The organism is Vibrio sp. SCSIO 43137 (assembly GCF_028201475.1).
Classification (GTDB): Bacteria; Pseudomonadota; Gammaproteobacteria; order Enterobacterales; family Vibrionaceae; genus Vibrio.
The window spans coordinates 1,762,911-1,780,007 of record NZ_CP116383.1 but is presented as its reverse complement, the minus strand read 5'-3'; the positions used below and the strand labels follow the sequence as shown (position 1 = coordinate 1,780,007).

Sequence of the window (17,097 nt, the reverse complement as noted above, 5' to 3'; positions counted from 1 at the left end):
GTAACTTTATGTTTTGTATTAGCAACCAGATTCAATTAATAACATTAGTGTTACATGATGTACTTAATTAAAAGGCTGGTTCTTTATACCTTGTAATTTTACGTGATTGGAACACTTGCCGGGAAGTGAGACGTAAAATGAATAGAATCGTATCATTTAGTTTAGTTTTGATGGCTTTGCACAGTGGTGCACTGCTTGCTTCGGGTGCTGCTGAAGTTGATAGCAGTAAAAAGGAAGTGACCTCTGTCGCCAGTACGGCTGACCACTCCACCTTTGAGGTTCTGGATCAGGAGTTTGACTACGCCCCTGACGTGACAGAAGCTTGTTTAGAGTGCCATACAGAAGCATCGAAACAGATGCATAAGACCTTCCACTGGAACTGGGCCAAAGAAGTTGACGGCGTGATGGTGGGTAAAGCCAAGAACGCGTTTAACAACTACTGTGTATCAGCCAAAGGCAATGAAAGTTGTACCCAGTGTCATACCGGATACGGCTGGCGCAATGAAGATTTCGATCTGGAAGCGGAAGAGAACGTGGACTGCCTGGTCTGCCATGACACTACGGGCACTTATAAGAAATCGGCTGCGTCATCGGGTCACCCTTATTACGAAGACACAATGGTAGGCGGTAAGCTGAAAAAGGCGGTTGACTTAGCTTATGTAGCCCAGCATGTGGGACGCCCTGATCGTGATAACTGTCTTGCCTGTCATGCTCTGGGTGGTGGTGGTAACGGGGTTAAACACGGCGATACCGACCTCTCTTTAATCGATCCTCATTTTGAACTCGATGTTCATATGAGCCCCGAAAAGCTTAACTTTGCTTGTCAGGATTGCCATACCACCAGTGATCATAAAATCTCAGGTCGTTATAACGACAGAAGCGCCTTTGTTGATCATGAACTGAATATGGGGCAGCCGGAGAGAGAAGGTAATAATGTCTCTTGTGAATCTTGCCATAGTGCTACGCCGCATCAGGACCGTGAGATAGATAACCATACTGCCAAAGTTGCTTGTGCTTCCTGTCATATCCCCGAAATGGCGAGGGGGCCTTATCTGACCAAACTTTCATGGGACTGGTCTACGGCCGGTGATCTGAAAGACGGCAAGCCTTACAGCATTGATAAAGAGTTCGATGGAGTGGTGAATCACGCTTACATGAGTAAGAAGGGAACCTTTGAGTGGGGCAGAAATGTGGTTCCGGAATACCGTTGGTATAAGGGCGAGCTCAAGCAGATGACCTTCCTTGATGAAATCGACCCTTCACAGGCACCAATCGATGTTAATCCTCCGACAGGTGACTATAACGACCCTGATGCGCGCATCTGGCCATTTAAGATTCATAAAGGCAAACAGCCTTATGATTCAGAACGCAATCATATGCTGCCTATTAAGCTCTATGGCCGTAAAGGAACCGGTGCATTCTGGACAGAGTTTGACTGGGGTAAGGCGCTGGCAGCCGGTGCAAAACTGAACAACCTAGAGTTTAGCGGCAATTACGATTTTATCGAAACAAACGGATACTGGCCTATCAAACATATGGTTGCGCCGGCAGATCAGTCCGTTGCCTGTGTTGAGTGTCACAGCCGTGACGGTCGCTTAGAAGGGCTGAACGACTTCTATCTGGTCGGGCGTGACAGCAGTTCTCTGGTTGAGATATTCGGCGCTCTGGCCATCTGGGGAGGACTGGCAGCAGTAGCACTACATGCAATCACCCGTCTGATTTCTATCCGCCGAAGAAAGAGCCTTCAGCGAGACGATAAAAGCCTTCAGCAGAAGTAGTTTAAGGAGCAGCAAATGAGTAACACAATGATCATTTTCAAACGATTTGAACGCTTCTGGCACTGGGCTCAGGCAGTTTTAGTGCTGGCTCTGATTGTGACAGGGCTGGAGCTACACGGACTGATTAGCCTGTTTGGCTTTGGAGAGAGTTCCAATATTCACCATTGGGCCGGATTTATCTGGGGGGCATTGGTGGTTCTTATCTTTACCTGGATCTTTACCACCGGCGAATGGAAGCAGTTTGTTCCCGAAACTAAAGGCATTGACGGGGTAATCCGCTATTACCTGCATGGGGTATTTACCGGTGCCAAGCACCCTCATCATATGTCTGCAGAGCAGAAGTTTAATCCATTACAGAGGCTGGCTTACCTGGGTTTGTTGTTCGGACTGGTTCCGTTGCAAATCATTACCGGCCTGTTGTTCTTCTTTTTCCCTGAATTACGTGCAGCAGGAATTATTGAAGACATTAGTGTGGTGGCCATTCTGCACACCTTATGTGCATACAGCATTATTGCCTTCCTGATTATCCATCTCTATCTAATCACGCTGGGAGAAAAGCTGACCAGCCACCTGAGAGCCATGGTTACCGGGAAAGAAGCAACAGAAGAATAATTTGATTTAAGAGTAAACGAGGATAACAAGATGAAAAGAGTATTAATCGGCTTGATATCGGCATTGATTTCGTTCGGCACACTGGCTGATCCCGCTAAAGGTCAGGAGGCTTACTTAGAGTATCTGAGACCTGTATTCGGCTATAACGGACAGGACTTTGCCCAACAACATCTTAAAGTTGAGTGGAAACGCTACTTCAAAAAAGATGCCAAGAAGTTCATTAAAACCTATAGCAAAAAGCATCCTGATGCGACTGAGTTTTTAAACAGCGATAAGTTTCAGGAGATTGCACCTGATATCAAAGACTTCGCGATGAAATACGCAGCAGACAGCGGTGAGCTGGCGGCTTGTGACTAAGCCGTGTCGTCATCTACACAAGCAGATGGCGGGTTAACGATTATTAATCGTCTCTGTTTCAGGGCGAAACAGAGACTCTGGAGGATACTATGTTCAGGAAATCTGCGGTACTGGCTTCTTTACTGGTAGTGATGCCTTTCTCTCTGGCAGCCGAAGAAGTAACGGGAAAAATACAATCAATTATTCATTCATCTAAGGTTATTCAGTATCTGAACCCTAAAACAAAAGCGGTTCAGGTGATTAAATATACTGACGAAACGAAACTGGAAGCGGCTGATTCATTTAAAGACCTGACGGTTAACACCAAGTTTAAGGCGACGCTGAACGAAGATAAAATCGCTACAAAAATCAAACGAGTATTGGTGAAGCTTCCTGATGATCATGTAATAGATACAGACACACTGTCTGAAATGCTTGACGAGGGTAAAACCGTCTTTATCGGTGACGCCAGACCTAAGGGTAAATATGACATCGGCCATATTCCGACTTCAAAGGCGACCCCTTCAGACAAGCTGGAGAAGAACCTTAACTGGCTGCCGAAAGATAAAGATACCTTGTTGGTGTTTTACTGTGGTGGTGTCACCTGTCCGTTAAGCCCTAACGCACTGAAAATCGCAATGGCTAACGGCTATACCAATGTTAAGGCGTATGTTGAAGGTTTCCCTGCATGGAAAGCAGAAGTGTATCCTTCCCATGTTAATAAAGAGTGGCTGAAAGAAAACCTGGACGTGAATCATGTGATTCTGGATGTCAGGGAAAACCCGGTTGCCCATATCAAGGGCGCGGTTCATATGCCTGTGGAAAAACTGGTTCAGCTTCATGAAAAATGGAACAAAGAGAAACTGGCTACCGGTAAACGGACTATTTTCGGCCTGAGAGATAAAAAAGCACCGATCGCCATTATTGCTGACAGCGCTGATGCAGATGAAGCGATTGAAGCTTATGAAATCCTGAGTTTCTGGAAATTTGCTAACGTAGCTATTCTGGACGGTGGCATGGACGAGTGGATCGCAGCTAAACTACCAGTGGGTAAAGGCGATATTTCCACTCAGCTCACTTATGTTAAAAAGCCTGTGAAGGGAGCTGTTGAGATAGAAGAGTTTGTTAAGATTGCCCTCAACGGTGGTGGTACCATTATTGATGTAAGAAATCCGGACGAAGTTGCACAGGGTAAACTGAAAAACTCTGTCAATATTCCATTGAATCAATTAGATAAGCATCTTGCAGAAATCCCTAAAGATCAGCCTGTTGTTCTACACTGTGCAGCCGGAGCGAGAGCATCACTGGGTTACACTCTGCTGACTAAGAAAGGCTTTACCAATGTGAAATTCCTGAATGACACCTTTAATGCGGTCGCTAAGGAGAATAACCTTAAATTACTCTAATTACAGTTACTAAGTATGAGTCACCTTGACAAATACTGAACACTATCACACATAAACCCCTCCACGTCATCCTTGGTGCGGAGGGGTTATTTATCTCTATAGCCATCTTGATAAGGCTGGCTGAGGATAAGAACTGAAGCACAATTACCAACAGCAATTTAGAGTTACGCTACTGATGATCACCAAGGCCGGCATTTTTGTGTCGGCCTTTATCCTATAAAAGACACTGCTTTCATATTCTGTTGTTGATTAGTTAAATGTTTACCAATAATGAAATTAGCCAGAAGGGAATAAAAACGGCTCAGGTCTGTTAAAACCTGAGCCGTATAAGAAGAGCAGTTTATATTTAGATCTAAGGACTAATCCTCCAGAACTACCCGGGTATCTTCACTTAAAGATTCCAGCTCTTTAGTCACGTCTTTAATATCAACGGCGACGGGAAGGCGGATAGCCATATCAGCAGTAAATATACTTGAGCTTACCCCTCCGCCGTCAGCAATAAAGACCCGCTGACAGTCCATATCCAGAATATTAATACCCTGATCATCCAGAACATGGGTAATATCATTGACTATGCCGGCACGGTCATTGGCGTCAAGGCGGATTTGAAATATCTGCTCTTTATCGTGTAGCTGATTATCGCTGTCTACAAACTGCACCAGCAAATCGGGTGTTTCAGATATAACCTGCTTGACGATATCAATGTTCTTTTCAGGAAGGTCTATTTTAATGACTGCTGCAACCTGATCATCTATAAAATTAACTTTGCTGATCAACCATTTTCCACCATTTTCATGGGTAACAGCCGCGAAATTCTTAATTGTGGCAGGCGTAGCCTTACCGACAAAATTAGCGATAAAGGTCCTGTTCATATAACCACCCTCCTGGTTTTAGGCAAAACGTACAACGAAAAGCTAAGTCCATGAAATAGAGACTATTTAATATCAGTGTAGGCGGATATCAGCGGGAATGTTTGATTGCCGTCAATTTTTGCGAGTGAAAATCGGGCATAGGTCAAAGATTACCTATCTTGTCTGCAAATAATGACAGCTTTATAAATAGTAACCATTGATTTGAAGGATTTAGGTTTCCCAGAACAGAGACTAGCTGAATAAGTTTGCTATTAAAGCTCGACAAAATTGCTGTTTTTAAAGTAGTTTTAAACCACTGCCAAAAATATAAAGAGGCTTAAATGTTAAAAATTGCAATGCTAAGTACCGGCGAAGAGGTGCTGCATGGTGATATTCTGGATACTAATGCGGCATGGTTATCCCGCCAGTTTTATCAACAGGGTTTTTCACTCACTAAACGCTCTACAGTGGGAGACGAGAAGCGTAGTTTAGTCAATGAACTGGTAGGCCTAAGCCTCAATTATCAGGTAGTTATTGTAAACGGTGGCTTAGGCCCGACCTCTGATGATATTACCGCCGAAGCTGCCGCTGAGGCAGCAGAGCAGGAGTTGCAGCTTTCCGAGCAATGGGTTGAGGTGATGCAGCAAATGTTCAGCCGTTCAGGCAGAAGCATGCCTGCCAGCAATATAAAGCAGGCAATGTTGCCGGAAGGTTCAGTTATACTTGATAACCCTATCGGAACCGCCTGTGGTTTTTCAATGCAGATTAATAATGCGGTTTTCTATTTTACTCCCGGCGTGCCGTCAGAATTTAAACAGATGGTGGAAGCTCAGATACTGCCTGATTTAAACAAGCGCTATCCTCAACCTATCCGTTCCGCGGTAAGTCGTATGTATACTTTTGGTCTGACGGAATCGGGTCTATCTGATGTGCTGGACAACATTCAGTTACCAGACGGCTTTGAACTCGGTTACCGCTCTTATCTGCCTTTTATTGAGGTTAAATTGTTTGGACCGGAAGCGGAATCAGATGTTCGTCTGAAATTGATGCAGATTATTTATAGCCACCTCGGAGACAATATTGTTGGTGTCGACGAAGAGCTAATAGACAATCTGGCCGGCCTGCTGAGTGAGTCCGGCAACTCGGTATCCGTTTCCGAAGTTGCCACAGGCGGTGTATTGAGTAGCGAGTTTCATAGCAATGAAGGGTGCGCGGCATCATTGGTTCAGGGGTGGATTTTAAACAACGCACAAAATATCGATATGGCGGATCAAGACCCGTTAGCTGCGTCATTAGCACTGGCGGCGGCAATAAGGGAAAAAACCGCCAGCCGGATAGGTTTATCCGTAGGTAAACTGGAAGAAGACAGGGTTGCAATCGCCCTTTCTACTGCAAGTGGCGAGTGGGGGCAGTTGATCCGTTTACGCAGAAAATATCAGCATAAAGATCGTCGAAATCTGATGGCGACAGTGGCGCTGGATATGCTTCGCAGGCATCTGGAAAACAAACCTGTGTTTGGAGAATACAGTTCAGTTGAACGAATTAAAGAGCTTTTCGTACCAGTTACGCTGCTTTGACAGGCAGTCTGCGTTTAAGCTATTAAAATCTCTATATATTACGATCGTCCAGAGATCAAATGATTAGCTTATAACGTATTAATCTAAGCTTTATGTTTTTGAAAAATATGTAAATTGTTTGACAGGTTTATGAAATTTGATCTTTGATCTGGCTATTCATATAAAAGCTTTTAAACTGAATATTGTTCGTTGCAAAAAACGCGAATAAGTCCAGGGAAGGTAGGAGGTTTGAAAATGCTTTGTCAGTCTAAGATAGAAGTATGGTACAAGGTTTCAGGAGAACGGATTCTGCTTGGTGAGACCTGTAGCTCAAGAACAATGGATGTTATTTCTTTATGGGTTGATCTTCCTTTTGATATAGGATCACCGAATAATCAGGGCTACCGTTTATCACTTTTTGATGATGATGGCCGCCATATCGGAGACAAATCTGTTTCTCAAATTAATGCCGAAAAGGTGTTGGAAAATCCCCTGACGACGGATACCTGTCAGGTGGTCAATCAGCTAACATTAACGGATAATTCAGATTTAGTCATGGTTCAGTAAAATTAATAATTAATCACTCCGGCCCTGCAGCATAAGCAGGGCTTTTTTGTTTCTGTTTTTGGGCTGTAAATAGAAATTAGCCGGTAAATCTGCTAGTTTCGCCGGCTATGCGAATGGGGATTATGACTAATGTGGATTAAGGTGATGCTATGAAGGTTCTTATCACAGGTACAGCAGGCAGGGTCGGGCGGCACATCTATGTGCATCTGATGCGCGACCATTCGGTGACAGGTATCGATGTAACCCCTTGTTCAACGGCAGACTTTATCGGTGATATAAGGGATAAGAATTTTATCGCTAACCTGCCGGGAAATTACGATGTGATTATTCATACCGCAGCCTTGCATGCTCCTCATATCGGTATCAGAAGTGATAAAGAGTTTCAGCAGATAAACGTGGATGCGACAGAGATGCTGGCGCAGTACGCTGTTGAAACTGGCGTTAAACAGTTTATTTTTACTAGTACTACCGCCCTTTACGGCAGAGCCTCGACACCAGAAGGAATAACCGGCTGGGTGACTGAAGAGACAGTTCCGGCGCCTAAGACCATTTATCACACCAGCAAAATCGAAGCAGAAAAACGATTAGAACAGATCTCCGGGCAATATAACTTGCCTGTTACTGTGCTGCAGATGTCGCGTTGTTTTCCTGAGCCCGCCGATATGATGGCTATTTACAGGCTCAACCGCGGTATAGATGCAAGAGATGTCGCGTCTGCCCACGCTTGTGCCCTGAATAAACGACCTGGCGGTTTTAATCGTTATATTATCTCTGCCGATTCACCTTTCTTGCCTGAGGATTGTGAGCAGCTTTATCTTAATGCAGCCGATGTGATCACAAAGCGAGCCCCTGAGTTAGCCGAAGCGTTTACCCACAGAAGCTGGGATTTGCCGGAGAAACTGGATCGTGTCTATGTCTCTTCAATGGCGCAGCAAGCGCTTAGCTGGCAGCCACAATATGGCTTTCAACAGGTAATGGATTTTCTGGATATGGGGATAGCAGAAGTGCTTGCGCCAGAGAGCAATAAAACCTAACGCACACCCATAAACTCTTTCATTACCATATTGTCGAAGGTTCTGTCTGACAGTAGCCAGCGGGCAAACAAGAAGGTGCCGGCGCGATGGCCGATGGCGTAGCGGGTTTTGGGTTTATCTGCTTGTATAGCCTTTGCTATTCCCGTTGCTATTTCTTCCGGCTGGCTGGCGGTTTTATAGCTGTTTTCCATCGCTTTAATGGCATATGGAACATACTCCTTATAGGGACCGGAACCGGAAAGGTCAGATAGGGCATTGCTGGCGATATCCTGCCACTCTGTCAGTATTGCTCCCGGCTCAACCACGATCACATCGATACCAAAAGGCTTAAGCTCCATACGCAGTACATCACTCATTCCTTCAACAGCAAATTTTGTCGACTGATACCACCCACCGAAAGGAGAGGTAATCTTTCCGCCAATAGACGAGATATTGATGATCTTTCCGTGGCCTTTGTCTCTCATTGAAGGTATTACGGCTTTGGTTACGCGCATCAGGCCGAATACATTCACCTCATACTGAGCGATGCCAGTTTCAATAGGAGTATCCTCTACTGCTCCAAAATGACCGTAACCTGCAGCATTTATCAATATATCAACTCCTTTGTACTGATCCTCTATCCAATCAATACAACTGCTGACAGATTGCTCATCCGTGACATCAAGAGGATGAACAGCAATGCCCAATTGTTTAAGCTCTTCTATCCGGTCAACTCGTCTGGCTGCGGCTATAACCTGATAACCCTGTTGGTGTAGTGTTTTGGCTGTGGCTTTACCTATTCCCGATGATGCTCCGGTGATTAAGACAGTTTTTTTCATCTGTTACCTCTGATAGTGATATTGAAGCGGACTCAGGACTATCCTAAACTGTAGCCTTAACCCTACAGTCAAGAGGTTTCTATGTTGATTGGCGAAATTTGTAAAAAGACAGGTCTGGGAAAAGACGCAGTAAGGCATTATGAAGAGCTGGGGCTGATATATTCTACAGACAGACCAGCCGGCAGCAGAACCTATAGTGATTATGGCAAGGATACTCTTTACCGGATCGAGCTGATACAGCAAGGCAAGGCACAGGGTTTTAAGCTTTCGGAAATGCAGCCATGGCTGGACCTGTTTGTTTCAGATGATATGGATGAGAAACAGCATCGCCAATTGGTCGAGCAAAAAATTGAAGAGATAGACTTGAAAATAGAATCTCTGCAAAAAATGCGTTCTGCGCTAAAAGCTAAACTGAAGTGAAAGCTAAATAGCGATATCTGAAGGAGTCTTTCTAAGTCGTTGATTCAGTGAGTCACACCTAAGCTCGGAAGGCGCTGAGATCTTGTCTATATGCTGTTGAATTAGCTGTTTTACTTCTTCCGCCTGACGGATAACTCTCTCCATCTCAATAAGCTGTTGGTGTAGCACTTGTTGTGCATCGTCTTCGGACATCTGATGATTTAAAAAAGCGTCCAGCAGAGGCTTAATCTGCTTCAGAGATAATCCTATCGACTTGCCTTTCTGAATCAGAGATAAACGAAATAGCACATCCTGATCAAAATGACGGTAGCTGCGGCTGCCGGCCTGTAGCGGATTTGAACTGATTAATCCTAGCTGCTCATAGTGGCGTATGAGCTCTCTGGTTACGCCTGCTTTATTGCAGACCTCGCCGATAAGCATAAAATCTTCTTCTTGACTGTGTGGTATACCACACAGTTTACACTCCTGCTGACAATTGATCATCTGCAGGAGAAATAAAATGAGCAGAATTTGGACCACAGGTAACTTGCCTGAAATGAAAAACAGAGCCGCTATCGTTACCGGAGGAAACAGAGGCCTTGGTTACGAGAGCGCACTGGCACTGGCTAAAGCAGGTTGTAGTGTCGTTATTGCGTGCAGGGATGAGCAGAAAGGGAATCATTCGGTTGAGAGAATTAAGGCGCAGGTGGAAGGGGCAGATGTCCGTTGTCTTCCGTTAGATCTGACTTGTCAGAAATCCATTGCCATATTTGCTGATCAGTATCGCAAACTATTCAGCCGTCTGGATATATTGCTTAACAACGCTGGTGTGGTCAATCTGAGTGAACTCCGCCATACGGATACTGGTGATGAGATGCACTTAGCTACCAACCATCTGGGCCATTTTTCGTTAACAGGGCAGCTAGTTGACCTTATCGCCAATACGCCTTTAGCACGTGTTGTGACGGTAACTAGTGGTGGTTATAAGTTTGGTGAAATACGTTTTGATGATATCGACTGGACGAAAAGGCCTTACCACAGGGTGAAATCCTATGGTGACAGCAAACTGGCTAACCTTTTATTCAGTAGATCGTTAAACAAACTATTTTTGCATCATAAAATCGACGCAATCGCCCTGAGTGCCCATCCCGGACTCACGGCCAGTGAACGTCAGCAGAGTGAAGGTATTGGTGGACCTTTGTCTAAATTACTTGCCTCACCACTATCTTGTGGTGTTCAGCCACTGCTTCGGTCATGTTGCGATCCTGTCCTGACAGGTGGTGAACTGATAGGGCCAAAGTTTGGTATTCGCGGTAAGCCAGTTTGTCAGAAAATAACCAGTGCTTCATACAATGATGAAATGGCCGATGCACTATGGGCATATTCGGTTAAGAAAACAGGCGTTCGTTACCTAATTTAAGCCCTTGTCCGGGGCTTCTATGGCATAACCCGATATTGAATCTATTTGCGTTCCCGCGAAGCATAAGTAAAAACTTGGTGGTATTTTAACCAGCAACTATCCTTATTATTCATGGTTAACATATTGTTAACCATGAATAAATTAAGGCTAAATGCAATATAGATAGAATTATAAATATAACAGTCTGTATATGTTGCATATATTGTTTACAAGACAAGCATATCAATATATGTGGGGTACAAAATGGTTGGCAAAGGGATTTCACTAAAGGCAAAACTGATTGCAGGCTTCTCTATACCTGTAATAACCATACTTTCTCTGACGTTAGTGATAGATAACAGTATTAACTCGCTGTTAAAGGCAAACGGCTGGGTAGATCATACCCATAAGGTGATGGCTGAGGGTAATAAAGTACTTTTTAATATGGTCAATATGGAGACGGGGATGAGGGGCTACCTTGTAACCGGCGAAGATGAGTTTCTGCAGCCATACAGTCAGGGCAAAGAGACCTTTATGGGCACTATTCAGGATCTAAAGCAAACCGTCAGCGATAACCCGAAACAAGTAGAAAGGCTGAATTTTATTGAGCAGAAAAAAAACAGCTGGCTTAAGGTGGCTGCAGAGCCCCAGATAGATATCCGCAGAGAAGTGCTAAAAGGCGAGCAGGCTGCGCGACACTTCGAAGAAATTTCTGCAAGAATTGTAGGCAAAGAGAAGTTTGACGCTTTCAGAAAAGAAGTGGCCATTATTGAGCAAGAACTTATCAGCAACAGTGATCTTCAGGGACGCTATCTTCTGAAATCTATCTTGCTGGATATGATTAATCAGGAAACCGGGCAAAGAGGCTTTTTGTTAAGCGGAGTAGAAGCATCGCTGGAGCCTTTTATTCAGGGACAAAAGGATTTGGTTGAGCATGTAGATGGCCTGAGGCAGCATCTTATTTTCAATTATGGACAGTCCAGCGAGATGATTAGCCATCTGCAACAAGCTCTGGCATTAGCTGATGACTGGAGGACGCAGGCCGCTCTGCCTGAAATTGAAGCGAGGCGGGCAATGAATCAGGTCTCTGCAACCATGCATGATGTTATTGCCGTGATGGATTCAGGTGTCGGTAAGAGCAATATGGATGAGCTCAGGGCAGTCATTGGTGATTTTATTGCTGAAGAACAGATATTAATCGCTGAGAGAAGTAATGAGGCTAATAGTGTTGCAGCCCTGACGAAAACTATTACCTATAGCGGAGCGGCTTTCTGTACGCTTCTGGTGGTTATTGTCAGCTTCTACATAGTCAGAGGGGTCAGCTCTCAGGTAGGGGGAGAGCCGGCTAAATTGGCAGAAATTTCCCGCAAGGTGGCTGATGGCGATCTCTCCCTTCACCTTGATAACACAGGCAAAGAAACGGGTATCTACCTTGCCATGCGGGATATGACCGACAGATTGAGGCAATTGCTGGAAAATATCACAGATACCGCAAGTGCCCAGAATGGGGCTGCGCAGGAGTTGGCGGCAGTAGCGGTGCAGACCAACCGCAATGTTCAGGTTCAGCAGGAATCTACAGAGCAGGTAGCTGTGGCTATTAACCAGATGCAGGCAACCGCCGTTGAGATAGCAACCAATACTACCGGCGCTGCTGAATCAGCTAATCAGGCAAGAAATCTGGTGGATCAAGGTAACCGTAAGGTTGAACAGGCGACTAATGAGATGAATCAACTACTGGATAATCTGGATAATACCGCCAATGTTATCGAAACCATGGCTGCCAGTGCAGACAATATCTCCAATATACTGGATGTAATAAAAGGGGTGGCGGATCAAACCAATCTGCTGGCACTGAATGCAGCAATTGAAGCCGCCAGAGCAGGGGAACAGGGACGGGGTTTCGCTGTTGTGGCAGATGAAGTGCGAAACCTCGCCCAGAACACTCAGGAATCAACGCTGGAAATTGAAGAGATGATTAGTAAAGTGCAAGAGGGGGCTAAAGCTTCAGTGGAAAGCATGCAGAGTGGTCAGAGTCAGGCTCAGAGTATCGTTCATCAGACCAATGAAATGAAACAGGCGCTGAATGACATTATGTTATCGGTGAACAATGTAACCGATATGACCACTCAGATTGCCACGGCAACAGAAGAGCAGAGTGCCACCGCCGGAGAGATAAGTCGCAGAGCCGAAGATATTAAATTGCAATCGGCTGAAACAGGTATCGGAGCGGAGAAAATTGCCGACTCAACGGATGATCTGGCCAAACTTGCAGACAGATTAAATGTAGAGATTATGAAGTTTAAAATTGCCTGATGTGAACATTGTTTGCTGTCAGGGAAGAGTTTAAGTTAAACCCCAAGTTCCGTTAACCCGGACTTGGGGCTTATTTCTGGCGTGAGAACATCAAACAATCAGGCCGTTTTTGCTTTTAACTGATAGCGCACTTTTTCCAGTACTAAACTCGTTTTGGCCTTGCTGATACAGGGCAGTATTTCCCCCGGTTCGGTATAGGCCATTTTAAAACCTGTTTCCTCAACGTCACCGGACACCAGTTTGCAGCGACAGGCACCACAATGTCCGTCACGGCAGTGATACTCTGGCTGGATACCTGCCAGTTCCATTGCCTCTAGTACCGTTTGTCCTGGAATAGCAAGGATAGGGGATAAGCCGTTTATTTTAATTTTATGCATGTTAGAACCTAGCAAGCAGCTTTCTTTTCTGAAAGCTGCTTTTAATGATGTACTAATTAAAGTTCGAAATCCTCAAAATCGTCTGCGGTTACTTCGTTATCGATCTGTCCGACCAGATAAGAACTGATTTCCGCTTCTTGTGGTGCAACCTGTACGTTATCCGATGACAACCATGCGTTAATCCATGGGATCGGGTTTGAAGTCGCCTCAGGGTAGGCAATATCAAGACCAACGGCCTGCATGCGAATATTAGTAATATATTCAACGTACTGAGAGAGGATATCTTTGTTCAGGCCTATCATAGAGCCATCTTTAAACAGATACTCTGCCCACTCTTTTTCCTGTTCGGCGGCATCTTTGAACAGGTCAAAACACTCCTGCTTGCACTCTTCGGCAATTTGCAGGAAGCTAAAGTCGTCCTGCCCGTTACGTAACAGGTTAAGCATATACTGGGTGCCTGTCAGGTGAAGTGCTTCATCGCGGGCAATCAGTTTAATGATTTTTGCGTTACCTTCCATTAGCTCCCGTTCTGCAAAGGCAAATGAACAGGCAAAGCTGACGTAAAAACGGATCGCTTCCAGCGCGTTAACAGACATCAGGCAGAGGTAAAGCTTCTTCTTTAACACGTTTAGATCGACAGTAACGGTTTCGCCGTTTACCTCGTGTTTGCCTTCACCGTATCTGTGATAATCAGCAGTTAGTGCGATAAGCTCATCGTAGTAGTGGGCGATATCTTTGGCGCGCTTAAGAATATGTTCGTTCTCTACGATGTCGTCAAACACCACTGCCGGATCATTAACAATATTGCGAATGATATGAGTATAAGAGCGAGAGTGAATGGTCTCAGAGAATGACCATGTTTCAATCCAGGTCTCAACTTCCGGTAGAGAAACCAGCGGCAACAAAGCAACGTTCGGGCTTCTGCCCTGAATAGAATCAAGCAGCGTTTGATACTTCAGGTTACTGATAAAGATATGCTTTTCATGCTCCGGCAGATTGTTGTAATCGATACGGTCACTTGATACGTCCACTTCTTCAGGACGCCAGAAGAAAGAGAGCTGCTTCTCAATCAGTTTTTCGAAGATCTCGAATTTCTGTTGGTCATAGCGTGCAACGTTTACCGGCTGGCCGAAAAACATCGGCTCTTTAAGCTGGTCGTTTTTGTTTTGGGTAAATGTACTGTAAGCCATAGGATGCTGTTTCCTTGCATTTCCCCCGCCTCAGCAGGGGAGATTAAACTGTTATCTTTGCCGGTTATTTCCGGCTGTCGGGTTGTTAGGTTATAAGCGTTAAATCTTACAACCGCCACCGGCACAATCGTCTTCCTGTACCTGTGCTGCGCCATTGCTTTGTTCGTCACTGGCACCATCGCGGGTGTTGTGATAGTAAAGGGTTTTCACGCCGAACTTATATGCAGTAAGAAGATCTTTCAGCAACTGTTTCATTGGTACCTTGCCGCTTTCGTATACGGCCGGGTCATAGTTAGTATTCGATGAAATCGCCTGATCAACAAACTTCTGCATAATACCGACCAGATGCAGATAACCGTCGTTTGAAGGGATTTCCCACAACAGTTCATATTGATCTTTCAGAGCCAGATAATCAGGAACAACCTGCTTCAGAATGCCGTCTTTTGACGCTTTAACTGAAACGAATCCACGTGGAGGCTCAATACCGTTAGTTGCATTAGAGATCTGAGATGAAGTCTCAGAAGGCATTAGTGCAGTCAGGGTAGAGTTTCTCAATCCGTGAGTTTTAATCTCTTCTCTTAACGCTTCCCAGTCATAATGCAGAGGCTCGTCGCAAATCAAATCTACATCTTTTTTATAAGTGTCGATTGGCAGAATGCCCTGAGCGTAACGGGTCTCATTGAAAGAAGGGCATGCGCCTTGCTCTTTAGCCAGATCCACCGAGGCTTTCAGCAGGTAATACTGAATGGCTTCAAAAGTTTTATGAGTCAGGCCGTTGGCACTGCCGTCAGAGTACTTAACACCATTCTTTGCCAGATAGTAAGCGTAGTTGATAACACCAACACCCAGAGTACGGCGGTTCATTGTTGACTTATAGGCTGCCGGTAACGGATAGTCCTGATAATCAAGCAGGGCATCCAGTGCACGGACAACCAGCTCAGACAGCTCTTCAAAGTCGTCTAGTGAGTCAATAGCGCCAAGGTTAAATGCAGACAGAGTACATAGGGCAATTTCACCTTGATCGTCTTCCACATTTTCAAGTGGTTTAGTCGGCAGTGCAATTTCAAGACAAAGGTTGGACTGACGAATAGGGGCAACACTTGGGTCAAACGGGCTGTGAGTATTACAGTGATCGACATTCTGAATATAGATACGGCCTGTGGATGCGCGTTCCTGCATTAACAGCGAGAATAACTCCACTGCTTTAACAGTTTCGCGTTTAATAGAGCTGTCAGCTTCGTACTTAGTATATAGCCTTTCGAATTCGTCCTGATCCTGGAAGAAAGCGTCGTAAAGACCCGGGACATCAGAAGGAGAGAACAGGCTGATATCACCACCCTTGATCAGGCGGGAGTACATGGTCTTGTTGATCTGTACACCGTAGTCCATATGACGGACACGGTTCTCTTCAACACCACGGTTGTTTTTCAGTACCATCAAAGATTGTACTTCACCGTGCCACATTGGGTAGAACACCGTTGCCGCACCGCCGCGCACGCCGCCCTGAGAACAGCATTTAACGGCTGTCTGGAAGTACTTATAAAACGGAATACAACCGGTATGGAAGGCTTCACCACCGCGGATTTCAGAACCAAGGGCACGAATACGGCCAGCGTTGATACCAATACCGGCACGTTGAGAAACGTAACGGACAATTGAACTTGCCGTTGCGTTAATCGAGTTAAGGCTGTCATCGCACTCGATCAGTACACACGAACTGAACTGACGGGTTGGCGTGCGGACACCTGACATAATCGGGGTCGGCAGTGAAATCTTAAAGGTAGATACTGCATCGTAAAAGCGCTTGATATAGTCAAGTCGTGTCTCTTTCGGATAGCGGGCAAACAGACAGGCAGCAACCAGAATATAAAGGAACTGAGCGCTCTCATAGATCTCTTTAGTTACCCTGTTTTGCACAAAGTACTTACCTTCCAGCTGTTTAACAGCAGCGTAAGAGAAATCAAGATCACGCTTATGGTCAATAAAGCTGTCCAGTTGAACAAACTCATCATAGCTGTAATCTTCCAGCAGGTGTTTGTCGTACTTTCCGGATTCAACGAGCTTAGAAACGTGGTCATAAAGTGTAGGTGGCTCGTATTGACCGTAGGCTTTCTTCCTTAAATGAAAGACTGCTAGTCGGGCAGCCAGATATTGGTAGTCCGGAGTCTCTTCAGAGATAAGGTCGGCAGCCGACTTGATGATGGTTTCGTGAATATCTGACGTTGTGATGCCATCATAAAACTGAATGTGAGATTTGATTTCAACCTGAGAAACAGACACATTTTCCAGACCTTCGGCGGCCCATGTAATCACCCTGTGGATCTTGTCAAGGTCGATATTTTCTTTGCGCCCGTTGCGCTTAGAAACAGTAAGTTGTTGGTTCATTATTGTAAATATCCCTAATAAGACTGACTAAAGCCCGGTTTTTTGTAATCTTTGTTAAAACATAACCTGACTTTTG

At 45.1% G+C, this 17,097-nt stretch carries 15 protein-coding genes and 1 pseudogene; 10 read left to right on the top strand and 6 right to left on the bottom strand.

All coding sequences use genetic code 11. From position 1 onward, the window contains the following. The first annotated feature begins 137 nt into the window (after window positions 1–137). From PK654_RS08300 to PK654_RS08285, 4 genes are all read left to right on the top strand, one after another. The gene (locus PK654_RS08300; protein WP_271695063.1) at window positions 138–1,778 is read left to right on the top strand and encodes a tetrathionate reductase family octaheme c-type cytochrome; all 1,641 of its coding nucleotides are present in this window, start codon (window positions 138–140) and stop codon (window positions 1,776–1,778) included. Between the two features lie 15 nt (window positions 1,779–1,793). After that, complete coding sequence (locus PK654_RS08295) at window positions 1,794–2,390, top strand: cytochrome b/b6 domain-containing protein (RefSeq protein WP_271695062.1); 597 nt, start codon at window positions 1,794–1,796, stop codon at window positions 2,388–2,390. A 30-nt stretch (window positions 2,391–2,420) separates the two neighbouring features. Beyond that, on the top strand, window positions 2,421–2,747 hold the full coding sequence (locus PK654_RS08290) for a hypothetical protein (protein WP_271695061.1): 327 nt from the start codon (window positions 2,421–2,423) through the stop codon (window positions 2,745–2,747). Window positions 2,748–2,836: 89 nt separating this feature from the next. Beyond that, window positions 2,837–4,132 (top strand): rhodanese-like domain-containing protein, encoded by a 1,296-nt coding sequence (locus PK654_RS08285; RefSeq protein WP_271695059.1) that lies wholly within the window; start codon window positions 2,837–2,839, stop codon window positions 4,130–4,132. A gap of 359 nt (window positions 4,133–4,491) precedes the next feature. Here PK654_RS08285 and PK654_RS08280 read toward each other — a convergent pair whose 3' ends face one another. Further along, window positions 4,492–5,004, bottom strand: coding sequence for a glycine cleavage system protein R (locus tag PK654_RS08280; RefSeq protein ID WP_271695058.1), 513 nt, complete (start codon window positions 5,002–5,004; stop codon window positions 4,492–4,494). A 320-nt stretch (window positions 5,005–5,324) separates the two neighbouring features. Between PK654_RS08280 and PK654_RS08275 the strand changes: the two genes are divergently transcribed. From PK654_RS08275 to PK654_RS08265, 3 genes and pseudogenes are all read left to right on the top strand, one after another. Next, complete coding sequence (locus PK654_RS08275; RefSeq protein ID WP_271695057.1) at window positions 5,325–6,560, top strand: CinA family nicotinamide mononucleotide deamidase-related protein; 1,236 nt, start codon at window positions 5,325–5,327, stop codon at window positions 6,558–6,560. A 234-nt stretch (window positions 6,561–6,794) separates the two neighbouring features. Further along, a pseudogene (locus tag PK654_RS08270) lies at window positions 6,795–7,022 on the top strand (hypothetical protein); the annotation flags it as partial. A gap of 233 nt (window positions 7,023–7,255) precedes the next feature. Beyond that, entirely contained in the window at window positions 7,256–8,140 is an 885-nt protein-coding gene (locus PK654_RS08265; RefSeq protein WP_271695056.1) for an NAD-dependent epimerase/dehydratase family protein, read from the top strand. Here PK654_RS08265 and PK654_RS08260 read toward each other — a convergent pair. Further along, a complete protein-coding gene (locus tag PK654_RS08260; RefSeq protein WP_271695055.1) occupies window positions 8,137–8,958 on the bottom strand; it encodes an oxidoreductase in 822 nt (273 codons plus the stop codon). The genes PK654_RS08265 and PK654_RS08260 overlap by 4 nt on opposite strands. Window positions 8,959–9,039: 81 nt before the next feature. Between PK654_RS08260 and PK654_RS08255 the strand changes: the two genes are divergently transcribed. Further along, on the top strand, window positions 9,040–9,378 hold the full coding sequence (locus PK654_RS08255; RefSeq protein ID WP_271695054.1) for a MerR family DNA-binding protein: 339 nt from the start codon (window positions 9,040–9,042) through the stop codon (window positions 9,376–9,378). A 3-nt stretch (window positions 9,379–9,381) separates the two neighbouring features. On the opposite strand, the gene PK654_RS08250 is transcribed toward PK654_RS08255, so the two are convergent. Further along, a complete protein-coding gene (locus tag PK654_RS08250) occupies window positions 9,382–9,798 on the bottom strand; it encodes a MerR family transcriptional regulator (RefSeq protein ID WP_271695053.1) in 417 nt (138 codons plus the stop codon). Between the two features lie 79 nt (window positions 9,799–9,877). On the opposite strand from PK654_RS08250, the gene PK654_RS08245 reads away from it, so the two are divergent. Continuing rightward, a complete protein-coding gene (locus PK654_RS08245; protein WP_271695051.1) occupies window positions 9,878–10,777 on the top strand; it encodes an SDR family NAD(P)-dependent oxidoreductase in 900 nt (299 codons plus the stop codon). Between the two features lie 243 nt (window positions 10,778–11,020). Beyond that, window positions 11,021–13,069: a CHASE3 domain-containing protein gene (locus PK654_RS08240; RefSeq protein ID WP_271695050.1), complete on the top strand. Its 2,049-nt coding sequence runs from the start codon at window positions 11,021–11,023 to the stop codon at window positions 13,067–13,069. A 98-nt stretch (window positions 13,070–13,167) separates the two neighbouring features. Here PK654_RS08240 and PK654_RS08235 read toward each other — a convergent pair whose 3' ends face one another. From PK654_RS08235 to nrdA, 3 genes are all read right to left on the bottom strand, one after another. Continuing rightward, window positions 13,168–13,446 carry a 2Fe-2S iron-sulfur cluster-binding protein gene (locus PK654_RS08235; RefSeq protein ID WP_271695049.1) on the bottom strand — a complete coding sequence of 93 codons (279 nt, stop codon included), beginning with the start codon at window positions 13,444–13,446 and terminating at the stop codon, window positions 13,168–13,170. A gap of 56 nt (window positions 13,447–13,502) precedes the next feature. Continuing rightward, complete coding sequence (gene nrdB, locus PK654_RS08230; protein WP_271695048.1) at window positions 13,503–14,636, bottom strand: class Ia ribonucleoside-diphosphate reductase subunit beta; 1,134 nt, start codon at window positions 14,634–14,636, stop codon at window positions 13,503–13,505. A gap of 99 nt (window positions 14,637–14,735) precedes the next feature. After that, window positions 14,736–17,021, bottom strand: coding sequence for a class 1a ribonucleoside-diphosphate reductase subunit alpha (nrdA, locus tag PK654_RS08225; protein WP_271695047.1), 2,286 nt, complete (start codon window positions 17,019–17,021; stop codon window positions 14,736–14,738). Window positions 17,022–17,097: the final 76 nt, after the last annotated feature.